This is a genomic window from Actinomyces sp. 432 (assembly GCF_009930875.1).
Lineage (GTDB): Bacteria > Actinomycetota > Actinomycetes > Actinomycetales > Actinomycetaceae > Actinomyces.
Window position 1 is genome coordinate 1,900,016 of record NZ_CP025249.1, and the last position, 18,237, is coordinate 1,918,252.

16 protein-coding genes are annotated in these 18,237 nt (G+C 68.7%); 5 read left to right on the forward strand and 11 right to left on the reverse strand.

The genetic code is table 11. The features are described from left to right. Positions 1–198 precede the first annotated feature (198 nt). Positions 199–480, reverse strand: a complete 282-nt coding sequence (gene rpsO / locus CWT12_RS07930) for a 30S ribosomal protein S15 (protein WP_161925376.1) — start codon at positions 478–480, stop codon at positions 199–201. A 262-nt stretch (positions 481–742) separates the two neighbouring features. Between rpsO and CWT12_RS07935 the strand changes: the two genes are divergently transcribed. Beyond that, the gene (locus tag CWT12_RS07935; RefSeq protein ID WP_161924377.1) at positions 743–1,816 is read left to right on the forward strand and encodes an extracellular catalytic domain type 1 short-chain-length polyhydroxyalkanoate depolymerase; all 1,074 of its coding nucleotides are present in this window, start codon (positions 743–745) and stop codon (positions 1,814–1,816) included. A 50-nt stretch (positions 1,817–1,866) separates the two neighbouring features. Here the strand turns inward: CWT12_RS07935 and CWT12_RS07940 are convergent, their stop codons facing one another. The 3 genes from CWT12_RS07940 to rbfA form a co-directional block, all read right to left on the reverse strand. Beyond that, on the reverse strand, positions 1,867–2,907 hold the full coding sequence (locus CWT12_RS07940) for a bifunctional riboflavin kinase/FAD synthetase (RefSeq protein WP_161924378.1): 1,041 nt from the start codon (positions 2,905–2,907) through the stop codon (positions 1,867–1,869). A 113-nt stretch (positions 2,908–3,020) separates the two neighbouring features. Then, positions 3,021–4,034 (reverse strand): tRNA pseudouridine(55) synthase TruB, encoded by a 1,014-nt coding sequence (truB, locus tag CWT12_RS07945; protein WP_161924379.1) that lies wholly within the window; start codon positions 4,032–4,034, stop codon positions 3,021–3,023. Then, positions 4,031–4,534: a 30S ribosome-binding factor RbfA gene (gene rbfA / locus CWT12_RS07950; RefSeq protein ID WP_161924380.1), complete on the reverse strand. Its 504-nt coding sequence runs from the start codon at positions 4,532–4,534 to the stop codon at positions 4,031–4,033. The genes truB and rbfA overlap by 4 nt, the downstream gene beginning before the upstream one ends. 359 nt (positions 4,535–4,893) lie before the next feature. Between rbfA and rarD the strand changes: the two genes are divergently transcribed. Next, complete coding sequence (rarD, locus tag CWT12_RS07955; protein WP_237564090.1) at positions 4,894–5,880, forward strand: EamA family transporter RarD; 987 nt, start codon at positions 4,894–4,896, stop codon at positions 5,878–5,880. Positions 5,881–6,376: 496 nt separating this feature from the next. Here the strand turns inward: rarD and infB are convergent, their stop codons facing one another. From infB to rimP, 4 genes are all read right to left on the reverse strand, one after another. Next, entirely contained in the window at positions 6,377–9,286 is a 2,910-nt protein-coding gene (gene infB / locus CWT12_RS07960; RefSeq protein ID WP_161924381.1) for a translation initiation factor IF-2, read from the reverse strand. Positions 9,287–9,376: 90 nt separating this feature from the next. Continuing rightward, positions 9,377–9,694, reverse strand: coding sequence for a YlxR family protein (locus CWT12_RS07965; RefSeq protein WP_237564091.1), 318 nt, complete (start codon positions 9,692–9,694; stop codon positions 9,377–9,379). A 127-nt stretch (positions 9,695–9,821) separates the two neighbouring features. Then, positions 9,822–10,868, reverse strand: coding sequence for a transcription termination factor NusA (gene nusA / locus CWT12_RS07970; protein WP_161924383.1), 1,047 nt, complete (start codon positions 10,866–10,868; stop codon positions 9,822–9,824). Positions 10,869–10,961: 93 nt separating this feature from the next. After that, positions 10,962–11,429, reverse strand: coding sequence for a ribosome maturation factor RimP (rimP, locus tag CWT12_RS07975; protein WP_161924384.1), 468 nt, complete (start codon positions 11,427–11,429; stop codon positions 10,962–10,964). Between the two features lie 108 nt (positions 11,430–11,537). Between rimP and CWT12_RS07980 the strand changes: the two genes are divergently transcribed. Further along, positions 11,538–12,575, forward strand: coding sequence for a hypothetical protein (locus CWT12_RS07980; protein WP_237564092.1), 1,038 nt, complete (start codon positions 11,538–11,540; stop codon positions 12,573–12,575). 59 nt (positions 12,576–12,634) lie between these two features. Here the strand turns inward: CWT12_RS07980 and CWT12_RS07985 are convergent, their stop codons facing one another. The 3 genes from CWT12_RS07985 to CWT12_RS07995 form a co-directional block, all read right to left on the reverse strand. Next, complete coding sequence (locus CWT12_RS07985; protein ID WP_161924385.1) at positions 12,635–13,609, reverse strand: sensor histidine kinase; 975 nt, start codon at positions 13,607–13,609, stop codon at positions 12,635–12,637. Positions 13,610–13,788: 179 nt separating this feature from the next. After that, on the reverse strand, positions 13,789–14,079 hold the full coding sequence (locus CWT12_RS07990) for a hypothetical protein (RefSeq protein ID WP_161924386.1): 291 nt from the start codon (positions 14,077–14,079) through the stop codon (positions 13,789–13,791). 197 nt (positions 14,080–14,276) lie between these two features. Next, positions 14,277–16,109, reverse strand: coding sequence for a proline--tRNA ligase (locus tag CWT12_RS07995; protein ID WP_442862557.1), 1,833 nt, complete (start codon positions 16,107–16,109; stop codon positions 14,277–14,279). A gap of 158 nt (positions 16,110–16,267) precedes the next feature. On the opposite strand from CWT12_RS07995, the gene CWT12_RS08000 reads away from it, so the two are divergent. After that, positions 16,268–16,942: a hypothetical protein gene (locus CWT12_RS08000; RefSeq protein ID WP_161924388.1), complete on the forward strand. Its 675-nt coding sequence runs from the start codon at positions 16,268–16,270 to the stop codon at positions 16,940–16,942. 2 nt (positions 16,943–16,944) lie between these two features. Further along, the gene (locus tag CWT12_RS08005) at positions 16,945–17,250 is read left to right on the forward strand and encodes a winged helix-turn-helix domain-containing protein (protein WP_161924389.1); all 306 of its coding nucleotides are present in this window, start codon (positions 16,945–16,947) and stop codon (positions 17,248–17,250) included. Positions 17,251–18,237: the final 987 nt, after the last annotated feature.

Here is an 18,237-nt window from a genome sequence, read left to right on the forward strand (position 1 = left end):
GGCCTGGAAGTACGAACTGTCAGGTGAAGGTACGCACCCACAGTTCCCCGCCCCACCGTAGTGGGCACCGCGGGTGCTAGGTGCGGGATCAATTCGCCCGGGATCCGGCAACGTATGGCCAGACAACCACCACGTGCAGGGCCCGGCCTCCAATTCTGGAGGCCGGGGCCCGGACTTACGCGCAACTGGCGCTGTCGCTCAGCGGCGGATGCCGAGGCGGGCGATCAGCTTGCGGTAGCGCGTGATGTCCTCACGCTCGAGGTAGTCCAGCAGGCGGCGGCGCTTACCGATCAGCAGGTACAGGCCGCGGCGCGAGTGGTGGTCGTGCGCGTGGGACTTGAAGTGCTCGGTCAGGTTGGAGATCCGCTCGGACAGAATGGCGACCTGGACCTCCGGGGAGCCGGTGTCGCCCTCGTGGGTGGCGTACTCGGCAATGAGCTCCTGCTTGCGCTCGGGGAAATCGACACGATGACTCCTGATTCTCGTTGCGCGGAGCGCCGGGGCTGGTTCTCCCGGGCTTGACACATCCGCGGCCGATCGACGGCTGGGCAACACTATCAGCCGATATGGCCCGGGTTCTCCCGTGGCCGGTGGCATCGGGCACATGTTTCAGCCCGTCGGCGGCGCGCGGCTGCTACGCTGCTGTTACTCAGCTCACTCGCACCACCTATCGCCTCCGGCTTCCCTTCCAGTGTCCATCCGCCCTCCGGCTTCCCCAATCGGTCTTCACCAAGGAGTCCCAATGTCCCGCCCTGAGCCCCCTGCATCAGCGTCCCCGCGTAAGCGGCTACTCACCCTCGCCTGCCTGCTGACCGCCGGGCTCACGGCGCTCGCATCCTTCACCATCACCGGATGCGGTTCCCGGCAGTCCGCGCCGAGCTCAACCAACTCCGCGGTCCCGGTGTGCGCCCGCACGCTGTCCGGCACCCAGACCGTCGAGGTCGCCTTCGACGGCGAGACGTACCCGGTGCGGGTGCACGTGCCCGAGGGCGCCGATGCCACCACGCCGGCGGCGCTGGTACTCGATCTTCACGGCTCGAATTCCAATGGCACTGCCCAGGCAGGGATCAGCGGCCTGGACGCCGTAGCCGACGCCGACGCGGAGGGCTTCGTCGTCGCCGAGCCCACCGCCGCTATCGCCCTGGACACCGACGATCCGCTGCCTGACGGGAACTGGGCGTGGAACGTGCCCGGAGTGCCGACCACGGCGGGCGAGTACCCCGCCGACGATGCCCGGGATGACATCGCCTTCCTGACGGCGGTCATCGACACCCTGACCGAGCAGGCGTGTGTGGACCCCACCCGCGTGTACGCCACCGGGTACTCCGGCGGTGGTCGTATGGCCAGCGCCCTCGCCTGCGAGCGCCCCGACCTGATCGCAGCGATCGCGCCCGTGGCAGGGCTACGCGCCGGCAGGGCCGCCGCCGGTGACGTGGCCTCACTCGATCCCTCGACCTGCACCCCGGCGCAGCCGGTATCCGTGCTGACGTTCCACGGCACCGACGACGTGGTCAACCCCTACGACGGCAACGACGACCCGCGCTGGGGGTACGGCGTGGAGGCGGCCGTGAGCGCCTGGGCGCAGCTGGACGGCTGCAGCGCCGAAGCGACCACCGAGCAGGTGAGCGACCACGTGTCCCTGACCCGCTACGGCTCCTGCGAGGGCGGCACCGAGGTGGAGCTGTACACGGTGGATGCCGGCGGTCACACCTGGCCGGGCACCAGCGCCGACCTGTCCGCCCTGGGCACAGTCACTCAGGAGATCAACGCCTCGCAGCTGATGTGGGAGTTCTTCTCCGCCCACCCGCGGCAGTGACCCCCCGCACGGAACGGCATACATAGCCGGGTGTCCCCGCCCTGAGGACGTCACCGGGCGGTGACGTCCTCAGGGCGGATAGGCTCGGGCACGGGCACGTTCAGCACCGCGGCGGTGTCGACCACGTCCTGACGCATCTGCACCAGCAGCGGCTCCAGGCCGTCGAAGGCGAGCATGGGGCGCAGCCGCTCCACCAGCTCGATCACCACGACCTCCCCATACAGGTTCAGGTCCGCGCGTCCCAGGACGTGCGCCTCCACGGTGCGGTCTGGCACGTCGTCGAAGGTCGGATTGGTCCCGATCGAGATCGCGGCGGGCAGGCGCTCCTCCCCCGGCCCTCCGGCCACCCCAGCCTGTGGGGAGCGCACCAGCCAGCCCGCATAGACGCCGTCGGGCGGGACCACGCCGGCAGTGGCGGCGTCCAGGTTCGCGGTGGGGAAGCCGAGTTCGCGGCCACGGCGGTGCCCATGGATGACCGTGCCGCGCAGCCGGTGGACGTGGCCGAGGACCTCGGCCGCACCGCGCATGTCGCCGTCCTCCAGCAGTTCACGCACCCAGGTGGAGGACCAGCGGCGGCCGCTGGAGGCGACGACGTCGGCGACGATCTCCACGTCAATGCCATCGGCGTGCCCGATCCGGCGCAGGGTGGCGGCATCGCCGCTATTGCCGCGTCCGAAGCGCACGTCGTCACCTACCACAATCGCACGCGCCCCGAGCACGCCCTCAAGCCAGTCGCGCACGAACTCCTCCGGCCCCTGGTCGGCGAAGTCGAGGGTGTAGTGGACCACGAGCACCGCGTCCAAACCGGTGTCCGCCAGGGACTCCATCCGGTCTGCCAGCGAGGTGATCATGGGCAGCCGCGCCTCGGGGCGGTGCACCGCCACCGGGTGCGGGTCGAAGGTCAGTGCGATCGCGCGTGGCCGGCGTCCGTCGGGGGTGGCCGCATGGTGGGCGCGCTCAACAACCCGGGCGAGGATCGCCTGGTGACCGCGGTGCACGCCGTCGAACACGCCAACCGTGACGATGCTCCCGGGCCCGGATGGATCCCTCAGGGCTGCGGGCACCTGCTCGGCGCCGTACCAGATCTTCACGGTGCGCCGCCTCAATCCGCGTCGCCGAGTTGCCACGGAATGCGGGCGATCGTGGTCTGGCTCAAAGGTGTCTCCTGGTTTGAAGGTGTCCGGGCGGGCTCGGGGCTACCCAATCAGTTCGGCAGTACGAGCACGGGGCGGGTGTCCCCTCCCTTGTGGGTCAACAGTGCCACGAGCCCGCCCGCAGGGTCGAAACCGGCGGCCACGCCCGGCGCGGCGGCCTTGGGGATAACCGGATGCTCCGGGGCCTGTGCCCGGTCTAGCACCGCGGCGGGCAGGCGCTGACCGTAGCGCAGTGCACGTGCCTCGGCCTCGTCCAGGTCCACGGCGGGAAAGCAGCGGCGGGCCACGGCGGCCAGAGGCAGCACGGGCAGGGCCTGCCCGGCGGCGACCACGGCGGACAGGGAGGCGATGGTGGCGGCATCGTCGACTGTGAAGGGGCCTGCCCCGGTGCGGCGCAGGGAGGTCAGGTGGGCCCCGCAGCCCAGGGCGGCACCGAGGTCACGAGCCAGGGCGCGCACGTAGGTGCCCGAGGAGCAGTGCACCCTCAGGTCGAGGTCAACCAGGGCGGTGCCGTCAGCGGCAGTGGAGGGGCGTATCTCGCCTACTCGTGTCAGGGCGTGAATAGTCACCGGACGTGCCGGCAGGGCAACGTCCTCACCGCTGCGCACGCGCGCGTAGGAGCGCACGCCGTCGATCTTGATGGCGGAGACCGCGGAGGGCACCTGCATGACTTCCCCCGTGAGTCCGGTTAGCACCGTATCGACGCGGGCGGCCAGGTCGGCATCAGCCGTGCACCCGGGGGCGGCGGTCACCTCGCCGTCGGCATCCTCCGTGAGCGTGGTCTGGCCCAGGCGGGCCGTGGCCGAGTAGTTCTTGTCCGCGCCCACCAGATAGGTCAAGAACCGGGTGGCCCGACCGATGCCGAGCAGCAGTACCCCGGTAGCCATGGGGTCCAGGGTGCCGGCGTGGCCTACCTTGCGGGTAGCCGCCATGCGTCTGGTCATGGCTACGACGTCGTGACTGGTCACACCGGCAGGCTTGTCCACAATCAGCAGGCCATCCGGGGAGGTGACGGAGCCGCGGGGAACGTCGATGCGGCGTCCGGCGGGTTGACCAGTGGTCACGCCCCGGTCTCCTCCTCGTCGACGTCGGCCTCGTACGGCTCGTAGTCATCGTCGTCTACGGCCTCGTAGTCGTCCTCGTCCTCGTCGTCGTGGCGGTAGGGGTCGGCGTCGCCGGCGTAGCTGGCCCCAGCATAGGTGCGCGCTATCTCCTCGTCCCGGGCACGCGCCTGTGCCAGGGCGTCCTCAATGGCCTGCGCCTGGGTGGGCAGGGAGTCCAACTGGAAGGTGATCGACGGGGTTAGCCGGATGCCGAGTGCCCGGCCGACTTCCGAGCGGATCAAGCCGGTGGCAGAGCGCAGCGCGGCGGCGGTGTCCTGGCGCTCCTCATCGGTTCCGTAGACGGTGTAGAAGACGGTTGCCTGCTGCAAGTCGCCGGTCACGCGCACGTCCGTGATAGTGATGAAGCCGATGCGGGGGTCCTTGATTCTTCCCTGCAGGAGGCGGGCGACGGTCTCCTGGATGTGGTCGGCGACCTTGCGGACGCGGGCGGCGTCGGCCATTGGGGCTCCTTGCGAATCGAGTACTGCGAGTGTCAGTGGATGAGTGTCAGTGGATGCTAGCGCGGCACGCGGAGGGTGACCGCAGCCGCAACCGGCGGACGGATTATTGTGCACCACCACCCGCGCAATCGCCAGGGGCAGGGCGGCGTCCCTTACCAGCGCCCGTGTCGCCTACACCAGTGCGGGCAGCCCGCCGGTGTTCGGCCCGGGCGGCCTCCCGGCGCGGGTGCCCGCCGCTGACGCGTGTTCATGATGCGCTGCGCGCTAACGTTCATGCCGATAACTCGACTCCTGCGGGTGCCGCTGCCGCGCGATCAGTGCGCGTGCACGCTGCCTTCCGCCGACTATGAAAGCCGCACGTGACTGACTCCGTCTCCCCCGCCCCCGAGTCCCGCGCCGTCGGCGCGGCGACGCCCGCTCCGGCGCGAACTGCCGCCAGCACCGGTGATGCCCCGGGTGTGGCCATGGTGCTCTCCTGCTACTTGCTGTGGGGCCTGTTCCCGCTGTACTTCCACCTGCTGCACGCCGCCGGCAGCGTGGAGATCATCGGACACCGCCTGGTATGGACCCTGGTTACCTGCCTGGGGCTCACCGCTGTGCGCCGCTCCTGGCCCGCGCTGCGCGCAACCGTGACCACGCCGCGACTCTGCGGCACGCTAGCGGTCAGCGGTCTGCTGGTGTCGGTGAATTGGTTGGTGTACGTCTACGCGGTCAACTCCGGCCGCACCGCGGACGCGGCCCTGGGCTACTTCATCAACCCGCTGGTAACGGTGGTGCTCGCGGCGATATTCCTGGGTGAGCGGCTGCGCCGCGCCCAGGGTATCGCCGTCGGTATTGCGGTGGTGGCCATCATCGTGCTGGTGGTGGCTCAGGGGTCACTGCCGTGGATCTCGCTGTCACTGGCCCTGTCATTCGGCCTGTACGGGCTGGTGAAGAAGCGCGTGGGCGCACAGGTGGATGCGCTCACCGGACTCACGGTGGAGAGCGGCTGCATGACGCCGGTAGCGCTGGCCTATTTCGCCTGGCTTTACGCCGGCGGGCACGGGGCGCTTCAGGGGGAGACGGCGTCTACGGGCCTGGCGGTGGGACTGGTACTGGCGGGCCCGGTGACGGCGACGCCGCTGCTGCTGTTCGCCGCGGGCACGCGCCGGGTGCCGCTGTCTATCGTGGGGCTCAGCCAGTACATCACCCCGGTCATACAGTTCCTGCTTGCCTGGGCCGTGTTCCGCGAAGAGATCTCGCCGGCACGCTGGGTGTCGACGGCGCTCGTGTGGGTGGCAGTGGTCGTATTCGTCACCGACCTGCTGTGGCAGCTGGCGCGCCGACCGCGCCCGGCCAAGCACTGAGGCTTCGCGTAGGACCGACTGCGCCTGGTCCCGACCGATCAGGTCGAAGGCTCCACCGCAGGCCTCGGAGCACTTCACAACGTTCATTCCCCGGCGAATCGTGCCCTCCGGGTCATGCGCTCGTGTGGCGGTTCGTACCTTCGCGCGACGATACGTACCTTCCGGTCAACGATTCGTACTCTCCTGCGACGGTACGTACCTGTGAGTGCCGAACCGTCGCAAGAAAGTACGAATCGCCGGTGCAAAGGTACGAACCGTCGGCCCCAGCGCATACGGCCCCGGACGCATGCTTGCCCCGCAGCACACCGGAATCCAACACATGCGCATAGACAGCCCAGTCACTCTGGCCCACCCCGGCGCCCGGGTGCCAAATGACGTCGGCGCTGCCGCCCCGAGGGGAGCAGCGGCGCCGACGTCAGTTCTGGCGGTCACGGCGCGTCACAGGTGCCGGTTTCGGTGCGCGACGGCGCCACCGGCATCTGCGCGCAATGACGAGTCAGTCGCGGGGCTTCTCGCGCATCTCCCAGGTTTCGATGACATCGCCCTCGGCAATGTCACGGAAGCTGAGGTTGATACCGCATTCGTAGCCCTCACGGACCTCGGTGACATCGTCCTTCTCGCGGCGCAGTGTCTCGACCGTGAGGTCTCCGGCCACCACGACGCCATCGCGCACCAGCCGTGCCTTGGCACCGCGCTTGATGACGCCCGAGCGGACGATCGAGCCGGCGATCGAGCCGAACTTCGAGGAGCGGAAGATCTGCCGGATCTCTGCCGTACCCAGCTCGACCTCCTCATAGATCGGCTTGAGCATGCCCTTCATGGCTGCCTCGACGTCCTCGATGGCGTTGTAGATGACGGTGTAGAACTTCATGTCCACGCCCTCGCGATCGGCCAACTCGGCAACCCGCACCGCGGGTCGTACGTTGAAGCCGATGATCACGGCGGAGTCCACCGTCGCCAAGTCGACGTCGCTCTGCGTGACCGCGCCTACGCCGCGGTGGATGACCCGCAGGGCCACCTCGTCGCCGACGTCGATCTTGAGCAGCGAGTCCTCCAGCGCCTCGACCGCACCGGAGCTGTCACCCTTGAGGATGAGGTTGAGGGTGTCAACCTTGCCTTCCTTGAGGACATCGGAGAGGTTCTCAAGAGACACGCGCTTACGGCGCTTGGCCAGCTCCGCAGCCCGCCCCGCGGCCTCGCGCCGGTCGGCAATCTGCCTGGCGGTGCGGTCGTCAGGGGCGACGATGAAGGAGTCGCCCGCACTGGGGACACTGGTCAGACCAAGCACCTGGGCCGGCCGGGCCGGGCCGGCCTCCTCCAGCGCATTGCCGTGCTCATCGAACATGGCACGCACGCGCCCGTAGGCGCTGCCGGCGACGATCGGGTCCCCGACGTGGAGCGTGCCGCGCTCCACCAGGACCGTGGCGACGGCGCCGCGACCACGGTCCAGCTTCGCCTCCACGGTGACGCCACGGGCGTCCGTACTCGGGTTGGCGCGCAGGTCCAGCGCCGCATCAGCGGTCAGCAGGACCGCCTCCAGCAGGCCGTCGATGTTGGTGCGCTGCTTGGCGGAGATGTCAACGAACATCGTCTCGCCGCCGTACTCCTCGGGCACCAGACCGTACTCGGTGAGCTGGCCGCGGATCTTCTCCGGGTTGGCGCCCTCCTTGTCGATCTTGTTCACGGCGACCACGATCGGCACGCCGGCCGCCTGGGCGTGGTTGAGCGCCTCAACGGTCTGCGGCATCACGCCGTCGTCCGCGGCAACCACCAGGATGGCGATATCGGTCACCTCGGCACCACGGGCACGCATGGCGGTGAAGGCCTCGTGACCGGGGGTGTCGATGAACGTAATCGGGCGCGTTTCGTCGCCTAGGTTCACGCGCACCTGATAGGCGCCGATCGACTGGGTGATACCGCCGGCCTCGCCCGCAACCACGTCGGTGGAGCGGATGGCGTCCAGCAGCTTGGTCTTACCGTGGTCGACGTGGCCCATCACGGTTACCACCGGCGGACGCGGCAGCAGCTCGGCGTCGTCCTCGCCGGCCTCCTCGGCCTCCAGGTCAATGTCGAAGGACTCCAGCAGCTCGCGGTCCTCGTCCTCCGGAGAGACGATCTGCACGTCGTAGCCGAGCTCCGCGCCCAGCAGGGCGAAGGTGTCCTCGTCCAGCGACTGGGTGGCGGTGGCCATCTCACCCAGGTGGAAGAGAACGGTCACCAGCGCCGCCGGGTTGGCGTTGATCTTCTCGGCCAGGTCGGTCAGCGTGGCGCCCTGGCGCACGCGTACCGGGGTGGAACCGTCACCGCGGGGGACGACGACGCCGCCGATCGTCGGCGCGCTCTGCTGCTCGAACTCCTGGCGCTTGGCCCGACGCGACTTGCGTCCGCGGGGAGCACCGCCGCCGCGCCCGAAGGCGCCCTGCGTCGAGCCGCGGCCGCCACGGCCCCCACGGGGACCGCCGAAGCCGCCACGCGGGCCGCCACCGCCGGTACCTCCACGGCCTCCAGAACCGGGGCGTCCGCCTCGGCCTCCCTGACCGCCGCGGGCCGGAGCGCCGGGCCGCGCAACTGAGGAGCGGCCGGGCATCATGCCCGGGTTCGGCCGGGGTCCTGCGGAGCCGCCGGGACGCGGCCCCGGGCGCGGACCGCCCTGACCTGAGCGGGCTCCCTGCGGACGCGTACCACCGGAGCCGCCGGGACGCGGCCCCGGGCGCGGACCGCCCTGACCTGGACGGGCTCCCTGCGGACGCTGGCCGCCGGAGCCGCCCGGCCGGGGCATCCCCTGCGAAGTGGCGTAGGGATTGTTTCCCGGACGCGGCGCACCCGGACGCGGCCCCTTGCCGCGACCGCGGCCGCCGGAACCGCCCGGCCGGGGCATGCCCTGCGAAGTGGCGTAGGGATTGTTTCCCGGACGCGGCGCACCCGGACGGGGCCCGGGTGTGGGGGCGGCGGGGCGCGGTCCCGGAGTCGGTGCGGCCGGGCGGGGCTGCTGGTCGGCGCCGGGCGCCTGCGTGGGTGCAGGAGCGGGCGTAGGCCGCGACGGCTTGGGCCCGGCAGGCTTGGGTGCGGCTGCCGGCTTGGGTGCGGTGCCCTGCGGCTTCGGGGCCGCAGCCCTCGGCGTAGGCGCGGCTGGGCGCGCCCCCGGCTTGGGCGCCGCCGGCGTCGGCTTCGGTGCGGCGCTGGAGGCGGGAGCGGTTGGCTTCGCCGCTGGCTTGGGCGCCTTGGCCTCGCCCTGGGCGGCGAAGTGCTCGCGTACCCGGCGAGCAACGGGGGGCTCAACGGTGGAGGATGCCGCCTTGACGAACTCCCCCTGATCCTTGAGCCAGGCCAGAATCACCTTGGAGGTGATCTTCTTGCCAGTGGGGTCGAGCTCCTTCGCGAGCTCATGAACGCGTGGTTTTGCCACTTTTCTCCTGTCCGGTTGCCCACCCCGAACAGGGTGGGCGCTAGTAGAGGCAGCTCATCGCCGGGTACTCATCGGGTGCCCATCAGCTTCCTACCCGCCTTTGCTATCGGTCTGCCGTTCCCCGGTCGGGGACGGTGTGCACGCGCGACCGCTGTCCGCCCTGTGAAGGCGAACCCAGTCGCGCACGCGGGTCACCTCGGGTGATCCGCGCATGCGTAGGGCGCGCCCGAAGGCGCGCCTGCGCTCGGCGAGGTCGACGCACTCAGGGTCCGGGTGGATCCATGCGCCCCGCCCAGGCATGATGGCCCGGGCGTCGACGGCCAGCTCACCACTGTCCGTCAGGACCAGGCGCAGCAACTGCGCCCGGGGGGCCTTGCCACGGCAGCCGATGCAGGTGCGTTCGGACACGTGGGGGATACTGACCACCGGCTGGACGCGTCCTTCCGCTCGCTGTCGCCTACCGCCGCGAGTCACCGGGCGGAGGCCCGGTGCATGCCCGCAGGCAGGCCGAGGTCCAGTGTAGCGGGGTTGGCGGTCAGTCCTCAGCGCCGGGTGCTGAGGGACCAGTCACGTCGTCGGCGCGGGAATCGCGCCCGGGGGTGACGTCACCGGACTCGGTGTCTGCGTGGATGTCGATCTTCCAACCTGTCAGCCTGGCCGCCAGGCGTGCGTTCTGCCCCTCCTTGCCGATCGCAAGCGAGAGCTGGAAGTCCGGGACGATGGCACGGGCGGAACGCTCATCGGCGTCGAGCACCGTTACGGAGGCGACACGAGCCGGCGAAAGGGCGTTGGCGACGAAGCGGGCTGGATCCTCCGAGTAGTCGACGATGTCGATCTTCTCCCCGCCCAGCTCCGCCATGACCGCGCGCACCCGCTGCCCCATGGGGCCGATGCAGGCACCCTTCGCATTGACGCCGCGCACGCGTGCGCTGACCGCGACCTTGGTGCGGTGCCCGGCCTCGCGCGCTACCGAGACGACCTCGACGTCGCCGGCGGCGATCTCCGGCACTTCGCGCTCGAACAGCTTGCGCACCAGGCCCGGGTGGGTGCGGGACAGGATGATCTGGGCGCCCTTGGGGCCGCGGGACACCTCGGTGACGTAGGCGCGAATGCGGTCACCGTGCTTGTAGTGCTCACCGGGGACCTGCTCGTGCGGAGGCATGATCCCCTCGTGCTCGTCATCCAGGCGCACGTAAACCAGGCGCGGGTCGCGCCCCTGCTCGACGGTTCCGGAGATGAGCTCGCCGGCCTTGTCCTTGAAGGCACCCAGGACCTCGAAGTCGCGACGGTCCTGGATGCGCTGCACGATCACCGAGCGGGCAGTGGCCTGGGCGATGCGGCCGAAGTCCTCGGGGGTGTCGTCGAAGTACTCGCCGGTGGGCTCGTCGTTCTCGTCGACCTCCGGGGCAAGCACTGTCATGTGTCCGCTGCGGCGGTCGATCTCCACGTGCGCGCCGCGGATGGCGCCGGGGACCTTGCTGTAGGCGCCCAGGATGGCGTCCTCGATGGCGGGCAGCAGATTGTCCAGGTCGATGCCCAGCTCGTCGGCTGCACCGCGCAGCTCCGGCATGTTGATGTCCATGATTCCTAGATTCCTAATTCCCTTGTCTCGTCTGGGTGCGGTCGGCGTCGCCGGCTGGGTCCGGGCGGGGCGCCGGGGCGGGGCTGGGGCCGCTTACATGCTCACGACCATACGGGCGGCGGTGATGTCAGCGAGCGCGATGGTGCGGGGCGAGTCGTCGACGGAAAGGGTCACGGTGTCGGCGTCGGCGGCGGTGACCTCGCCCTGCAGCGTCTGCTCCTCGGCGGTGGTGATTACCGCGCTGTGGCCGACGGCGCGGCGGAAGTGGCGGGGCGTGTGCAGTTCCCGCTCGGCGCCGGGGGTTGTCACCTCCAGCGTGTACTGGCCGGCCACCGGGTCTGCTGCGTCGACGGCGTCGGAAATGGACTGGGTGACCTCGCCGAGGGTCTCCAGGTCGAGGTCACCGGGGCCGTCGGCGAGGTCTACAACTACCCGCAGCGTGGTGTACTTGCCGGCGCGGGCCAGGCGCACGTCCTCCAGGAAGAGCCCGCTCTGCTCGACGATGGGGGCGAGCAGCTGGCGCAGGCCGGGCTCCTGGCTCCGGACGGAGGCGTCGGTCATGTGGAGGTTCCTCCCGTAGTGGGCCCGGTGAGGGCGGATTGTGTCTGAGTTCTTCAAGTCGGATCGGTTGATCGCCACCATGCTACCCGCCCGTGCGAGGATGGCCAGGTGACACCGACGCCCGCCATCGTTTCTGCCGCGCCCTCCCCAAAGCCTGACCAGTGCCGCGCTGCCCGCGACGGCGGGGCGCATCGGCCCGGATCGGCTGCGGCGGGGGCACTCCCCCGCAGGGTGCTGCTGCGACGGGCGGGCGCGCTGGCGGCGGCCGTTGCCGTGACCGCCGCCTGCGGGGTCCGCTTGGGCGAGGGCTCGCCGGCCTCGTTGCCGACGGTGCCGGCGCAGGAGTCCATGCGGGACGCACTGGCGCGGCAGGCGACACTGATCGGCTCGACCGCGGAGGTGATCGCCCGCTCCGGCGTGCCGCAGTCCGCCCAGGCGGACGTGATCGCCACGGCCGCTCAAAACCAGCTGGAAGCCCTGGGCGGAGTGTGGGACCCGTGGGCGACGCCGGTGCCCACCACCTATGAGACGGTCCCCCCGGTGCCCTCTGCCGCCGCAGACGCCGACGCCGCCGATCTGGTGGCGGTCCTGGCCGACGGGGCCACGATGGCGCGCGATGCGGCTGCGTCTTGTGATGACGCCGTCTCGGCCCGCCTGTACGCCTCCCTCGCGGTGGCCTGGTCACTGGCGGCCTTGCGGCTGGACGAAACCGCGGTGGCCTCCTCCGGACGGGATGCGACCGCAGTGTCCGAGGCGCTACCCGGTGAGTTGCTGGCCGCCTACGACGCGGTCCGCTACGCGCTGGAGGAGGTGGGTGCGCGCTCGACGGATGCGGCCCGCGCCCGCGCTGAAGCTGATGTGGCCTATGCCAAGGCGGTCATCAGCGCATCCCTGGCGTTGGGCGGGGAGGACACCCGCCTGGCGGCCTACGCCGCACCGACCGAGGCGGCGGACTCGGCCACCTCCCTGGACGTCACCTGGGCCAGGCAGGCGTGGCTGCGGGTGGAGGAGGTTGAGTTGGTGCAGGTCGCCGCTGCAGGCGGTGAGGCCACCGAGATGGCGATCGCCGCGGCCCTGTATGCGGCCGAGCGCGCCCGCGCCTGGGGCGCGGATGTGGACGCCCCCTTGCCCGGTTACGCCGACTGAGCGGCTCGATTCCTGCCAGGTGGGCTATCGTCCCGCCGACAGGTCGCGAGCTGAGACAACTAAGGATGTCTGTTCCCCTGGTCGGTAAGACTCAGGGTTATGTTAACGTCCCCCTTGTCTGCCGCGTACTTGATGATATTGACGGTGGCCTCCCGCAGCACGAGCCCGAGCAGTTCATCATCGGTAGCGGCGGATCGCTCCTCGCTAACCGTTTTCTCGGTCTCTATATCAACGTCAAACCCATGCGCACGCAGTAGTTCTGCGCATTCATCCGCCGCCGCCCGTAGATCTCGCCGCAGGGACTTGTCAGTTGCGGGCCGCAGCACGGCTACGACAGTACGAACGTGTTGCAACGCCACACGGGCATCATTCTCGATCTCTGACATGACCGCCGCGGATGACTGCCTGTTTCCTGCAGCAATTTGGCACCGCAGTACGATTTGCGTCAGATCGGTAGCTACCGTGTCATGCAAATCGGCGCCAAGCGTCGCTCGTATCCTGGATTCAGCGAGTTGTTGTTCGAGCTCGAGCACGTGTACACGCTGCGCCATTCGGTCCCCACGACGCTGGTATTCGCCAATGAGGTAACCGGATGTTCCGCAAAGAAGTACGGTAATCAACGCGCTCTCAACAAATGCTGACACGCTCGGAAACGAGGCGAACACGGCGCCCCGCAGAACCATAACACCCGTACCGAACAGCAGGCACCGCCTCCTGGACGCCCACAGAGCCAACACCAAATAGCCCAATTTTAGAATGGCCCTCGAATCCGCGATTTGCTCCGGCAGAAGCTGAACCAGCCCACACGTGGCCACGAGTAGCCCTCCGCCGATTCCCGGACATATTCCCGCTGCCACCCCGAGAAGCGCCAGGAGAATTGTGCTCCACAACGCGGATGTCAGCCCGCGCTCGAGTGTCACGGACACGAAATCGAGTATTGAAAGGAAGGCTGTGGCGGCCAGGAAAAACCAAAACTGCCCGGACAGGTTGGGCACGCGAGACCGCAGTTCCAGCATATTCACCTGCGCAGCCATGGCATTATGTAGCACACAGGCACGCTTCCACTATACGAGAGAACGGGCGCACCAGGCTTTCTGCGGGACCGCCACAGGCCAACCCAGTTGCCGTCGCAGCTGCGGCCAGTGTTGTCACAGCACGTCGACCTTACGAGAGACATACACCCCGGCACCCGCCGAGCCCTAAGTCCAAGGAATTACTTGGGCGCGGGAGCAGTACCTCGCATTCCCGCCGACACGCCACGATCGTAGGCACGATATACCGCCACCGTGGCCCCAATTGCGACCACTAAGCTGAGCAGGAACCACCAGGCCTCCCACGACACCAGCAAGTTATTACTCGCAGCACCGGGATTAAGATCGGCTTCGTACCCGAACGCGACCATCGCGCCGACGGAACCGGCAAGCGAGAGAAAAGCAAGCACTAGAATCATCAAGCGGGAGAGGAAACTAGCGAACATATCTATCCAATCTACATTCAGTTGCATCGAGATGCCACATTACGGCGTGGGAACCACAATTATGACGTGCGCGGCATTCTAAGGCCCTGAGTCATTGTTCGGCTCCTTCACCAGGGATCAGATGGCCTGCGATGTTGGCCACTACGATTCTAAGGGGAAGCCGCAGTAACCTCAAGGGGTGTCAACATATGTCGACACCTCCGACGCGATGCGACACCTGCGCCTCAGACGCCTCGTTCGTCTCCGTCCAAGGCGGTGAGAGCTGCGCGCACGGCCTCCACAACCTGCCCGGCAGCGTCGGCGACCGGCACCGAAACCCGTTCGCCGCTGCGGCGGTCACGGATCTCCACGGTGCCATCCTTGGCCAGGTCGCGGCCAACCACCACCGTGTAGGGCATGCCGAGCAGCTCGGCATCCTTGAACTTTACACCGGCACTGACCTTGCGGCGGTCGTCGTACAGGACCTCCACCCCGGCCGCGTCCAGCGCACCGGCCAGCTCGGCGGCGGCCTCGAAGACGGCGTCGTCCTTGCCGGTTGCCAGGACCTGCACCTGGTAGGGAGCCACCTGGATGGGCCAGGCCAGTCCCTGCTCGTCGTGGTTGGACTCGGCCAGGGCCGCCAGTGCGCGGGTGACGCCGATGCCATAGGAACCCATCGTGACGATACGGGACTTGCCGTTCTCGTCCAGGACGGTAAGGCCCAGGGCGCGCGCGTACTTGCGTCCCAGGGCGAAGATGTGCCCGAGCTCGATGCCGCGAGCCAGGTGCAGGGGGCCGGAGCCGTCGGGGGCGGGGTCGCCCTCGCGGATCTCCGCCGCCTCAATGGTGCCGTCGGCGGTGAAGTCGCGTCCGGCCACCAGGTCAAGTACGTGCCGCTGGGGGGCGTTGGCACCGGTGACCCAGGCGGTGCCGGGCACCACCCGCGGGTCGAGGAGGTAGCGCACCGAGCCGGTGAGCACCTCATTGCCCTCTGCGTCCCGCTCCACGCGGCGCTTCGGCGAGTTGGGGCCGATGACGGCGGGGCCGATGTAGCCGCGCACCAGCTCGGGGTGGGCGGCGAAGTCGGAGTCGGTGGCAATCTCCACCTCGGCGGGGGCGACGGCGGCCTCCAGGCGCCGCATGTCGACGTCGCGGTCTCCGGGAATTCCGACGACCAACAGCTCGCGCTCACCGTCGGGATGAGTCAGGGCGACGACGACGTTCTTGAGCGTGTCCGCAGCGGTCCAGGCGCGCCCGTCGGAACGCGGGTGGACAGCATTGATGAAGTCCACCAGGGTCTCGATGGTGGGAGCGTCGGGCGTGTCCACCTCCCGGGCCGGGCCGACCCCGGAGGCGTCGACATCGGCGGGAACGGGAGTGGTTACCGCCTCCGCGTTGGCGGCATAACCGCCGTCGGTGCGCACGAAGGTGTCCTCGCCGATGGGCGAGGGGTGCAGGAACTCCTCGGAGTGGGAGCCGCCCATGGCACCACTCATGGCGTTGACGATCACGTACTCCAGACCCAGCCGCTTGAAGATGCGCTGGTAGACGGCGCGGTGCGCCTGGTAGGAGGCCTCCAGGCCGGCGTCGTCGATGTCGAAGGAGTAGGAGTCCTTCATGACGAACTCGCGGCCGCGGATTACGCCGGCGCGCGGGCGGGCCTCGTCGCGGTACTTGGTCTGGATCTGGTAGATGGACACCGGCAAGTCCTTGTAGGAGGAGTACAGGTCCTTGACCAGGAGGGTGAACATCTCCTCGTGGGTAGGCGCCAGCAGGTAGTCCGCGTCCTTGCGGTCGGTCAGCTTGAACAGGGTGGGCCCGTAGTCGTCCCAACGGCCGGTGGCCTTGTAGGGCTCCGCAGGCAACAGCGCCGGGAATAGCACCTCCTGGGAGATGGCGTCCATCTCCTCGCGGACGATCGCCTCGACCTTGCGCAGGGTGCGCAGTCCCAGCGGCAGCCAGGTGTAGACGCCGGGTGCGGTGCGGCGGATGTAGCCGGCGCGCACCAGCAGCTTGTGGCTGGCGACCTCGGCGTCGGCGGGGTCCTCGCGCAGAGTACGGATGAAGGCCTGGGACATCGTCTGAAGCACGGAGTGATCTTACGTGCTGCCGGCCCATGCGCGCGTCCGGCGGCCGTGGTCCGAACACCACATGGTTTGCACAACAAACTAGTTGGTGTAGACTGGTCGTATCGGTTTGTTCAACAAACTACTTTGAACCGAAAGAGGATGAGGTCATGTCCCCCGCAGCGCCACCTCCCGCAGACAACACCAGCCACTTCAATGCCGCCGACGCGCTGGCCGCCATCAGGGAGCAGCAATACACCTATCGGCGTCGCATAGAGGTCCGCTCCGCACCCCTCTACACCGCCTGGGGCCTGGCCTGGCTGATCGGGTACGGCGTTTGCGGCCTCAGCGTCGGCGGCGACTATGCGCTGGCGCTCGGACCGTTTCTGGTCTTCATGGGCTGCCTCGTGGCCGCCGCCGTCTTTACCTGCGTATACATCGCCCGGCGCTCACGTGGGCTGCGTGGCCGCAGCACCTGGGTCGGCACACTGTACGGGCTGGCCTGGGCGGGCGGCATGATCCTGGCTTTCACCACCTCCTCCCGGGTGGGCGCCTTCCTGAGCGAGCTGGGCACCGCCCAGGCGACGAACATGGGCGCGATCCTCTCTAACGCCCTGCCGTGCCTGGTGGTCGGGGTGCTGTTCCTGGCCGGGGCCGCCATCTGGGAGGAGACCTCGCTGGCCGTCACCGGCGGCTGGGTCCTCGTGACCACCCTGGCGGCTACCATCGTCGGCGGACACGCGCTGTGGGCCATCATGGCGCTTGCCGGCGGAGGCGGCCTGCTGGCGGCAGGGATCACGACGGCGCTGCTTGGCCGCCGCCAGAGCGCACCCGTGCGGGACTGACGATGCCCAGCACCAGCGAACCGCTCGACCCGGTCATTCACGCCCAGTCCCGCCTGCGGATCATGGCCACCCTGGCCGCGGTCCCCCGGGGAGACGCCCTGGTCTTCCCCCGTCTGCGCGAGCTGCTGGGCATGACGGCGGGCAACCTGTCCACCCACCTGTCACGGCTGGAGGAGGCGGGTTACGTGGAGCAGAACAAGACCTTCTCCGGACGCATGCCCGCCACCTACGTCTCGCTCACGCCTCGAGGCCGCGCGGCCTTCACCGAATACACCCGGCAACTACGCGCCTTGCTGGATGCCGAGTGACGGCGACGCCCGCTATGAGTGCGCCAGACTCCTGGTGGCGGATCTGACGCGTCAACTCGAGCCCGAGCCACCCCTAGAGATCGATCCGGAGACCGGTATTCCGGCTCTTCCAGTTTGGGATGTGGTGGTTCGTCGGGTGGTGTGACGCGTATCTGGAGTGGAGGGTGCCTGGGTTGGAGGACGCCTAGGTTGGAGGGTGCCTGCATGGCTGGGCTCGGCGGGTTGGCCGCTGAGACCGGCACTTGTAACACGCTGAGACCGGCACTTGTAACACGCTGAGACCGGCACTTGTAACACGCTGAGACCGGCACAAGTAACGCACCGAGGTAGGTAGACGTTACCGGTGCCTAGTGTTTGAGGGCGTGTTGGCCTCGGGGTTCGTGTGTTGCCGTGACCGCGTGGGCGTGACGGTTCGTACCTTCGTGTCAGGGTTCGTATGTTCTGGTCGGCGATTCGTACCTTCTTGTGACGGTTCGGCACCTAGGGGTACGTACCGTCGTAGGAAGTGCCGAAGCGTTGATGCCAAGTGCCGAACCGTCATCGGAAGTGCCGAACCGTCACCCCGGGGTACGCGGGCGCACACGCCAGACCAGCGCCCTGGCCGTCATGCCTGCACCCTGGGCGGTTATGTCTTGACCCCGGGGGGTGTTGAGTAGGGGTCAAGATCACCGGTGTGCGTTGTCGATGGTCGCGGTCCCGTTCCGGCGCCCAGATGCTCCCAACGGTCCTGACGAGTCGTCCCCGCGAGCCAACAACGGCCCGCCCGAGAACGACCTCACCCGCCTGAGAACGACGCTGGTTCAGTGAGTACGTGCTCGTACGTCCGAGAACGACCCTGGTTCGGCGAGAACGTCCTTATCAGCCCCAGACGCTCTCGAACGTGGAGGGCGTGGGGATCACGCGGTCGTACTCGCCAGATCGGCACCCACCGACAACAACCACCCGCACCCTCAAAACAGAAGAGCCCTTATCCGCGAACGTGTTATT

What these genes read in the sequence shown, in the direction of transcription:
- CWT12_RS07935 (WP_161924377.1), top strand. Translation starts at nt 743, where the DNA reads ATGTCCCGCCCTGAGCCCCCTGCATCAGCGTCCCCGCGTAAGCGGCTA.
- rbfA (WP_161924380.1), bottom strand. Translation starts at nt 4,534, where the DNA reads ATGGCCGACGCCGCCCGCGTCCGCAAGGTCGCCGACCACATCCAGGAG.
- nusA (WP_161924383.1), bottom strand. Translation starts at nt 10,868, where the DNA reads ATGGACATCAACATGCCGGAGCTGCGCGGTGCAGCCGACGAGCTGGGC.
- rimP (WP_161924384.1), bottom strand. Translation starts at nt 11,429, where the DNA reads ATGACCGACGCCTCCGTCCGGAGCCAGGAGCCCGGCCTGCGCCAGCTG.
- CWT12_RS07985 (WP_161924385.1), bottom strand. Translation starts at nt 13,609, where the DNA reads ATGGCTGCGCAGGTGAATATGCTGGAACTGCGGTCTCGCGTGCCCAAC.
- CWT12_RS07990 (WP_161924386.1), bottom strand. Translation starts at nt 14,079, where the DNA reads ATGCAACTGAATGTAGATTGGATAGATATGTTCGCTAGTTTCCTCTCC.
- CWT12_RS07995 (WP_442862557.1), bottom strand. Translation starts at nt 16,109, where the DNA reads ATGTCCCAGGCCTTCATCCGTACTCTGCGCGAGGACCCCGCCGACGCC.
- CWT12_RS08000 (WP_161924388.1), top strand. Translation starts at nt 16,268, where the DNA reads ATGTCCCCCGCAGCGCCACCTCCCGCAGACAACACCAGCCACTTCAAT.
- CWT12_RS08005 (WP_161924389.1), top strand. Translation starts at nt 16,945, where the DNA reads ATGCCCAGCACCAGCGAACCGCTCGACCCGGTCATTCACGCCCAGTCC.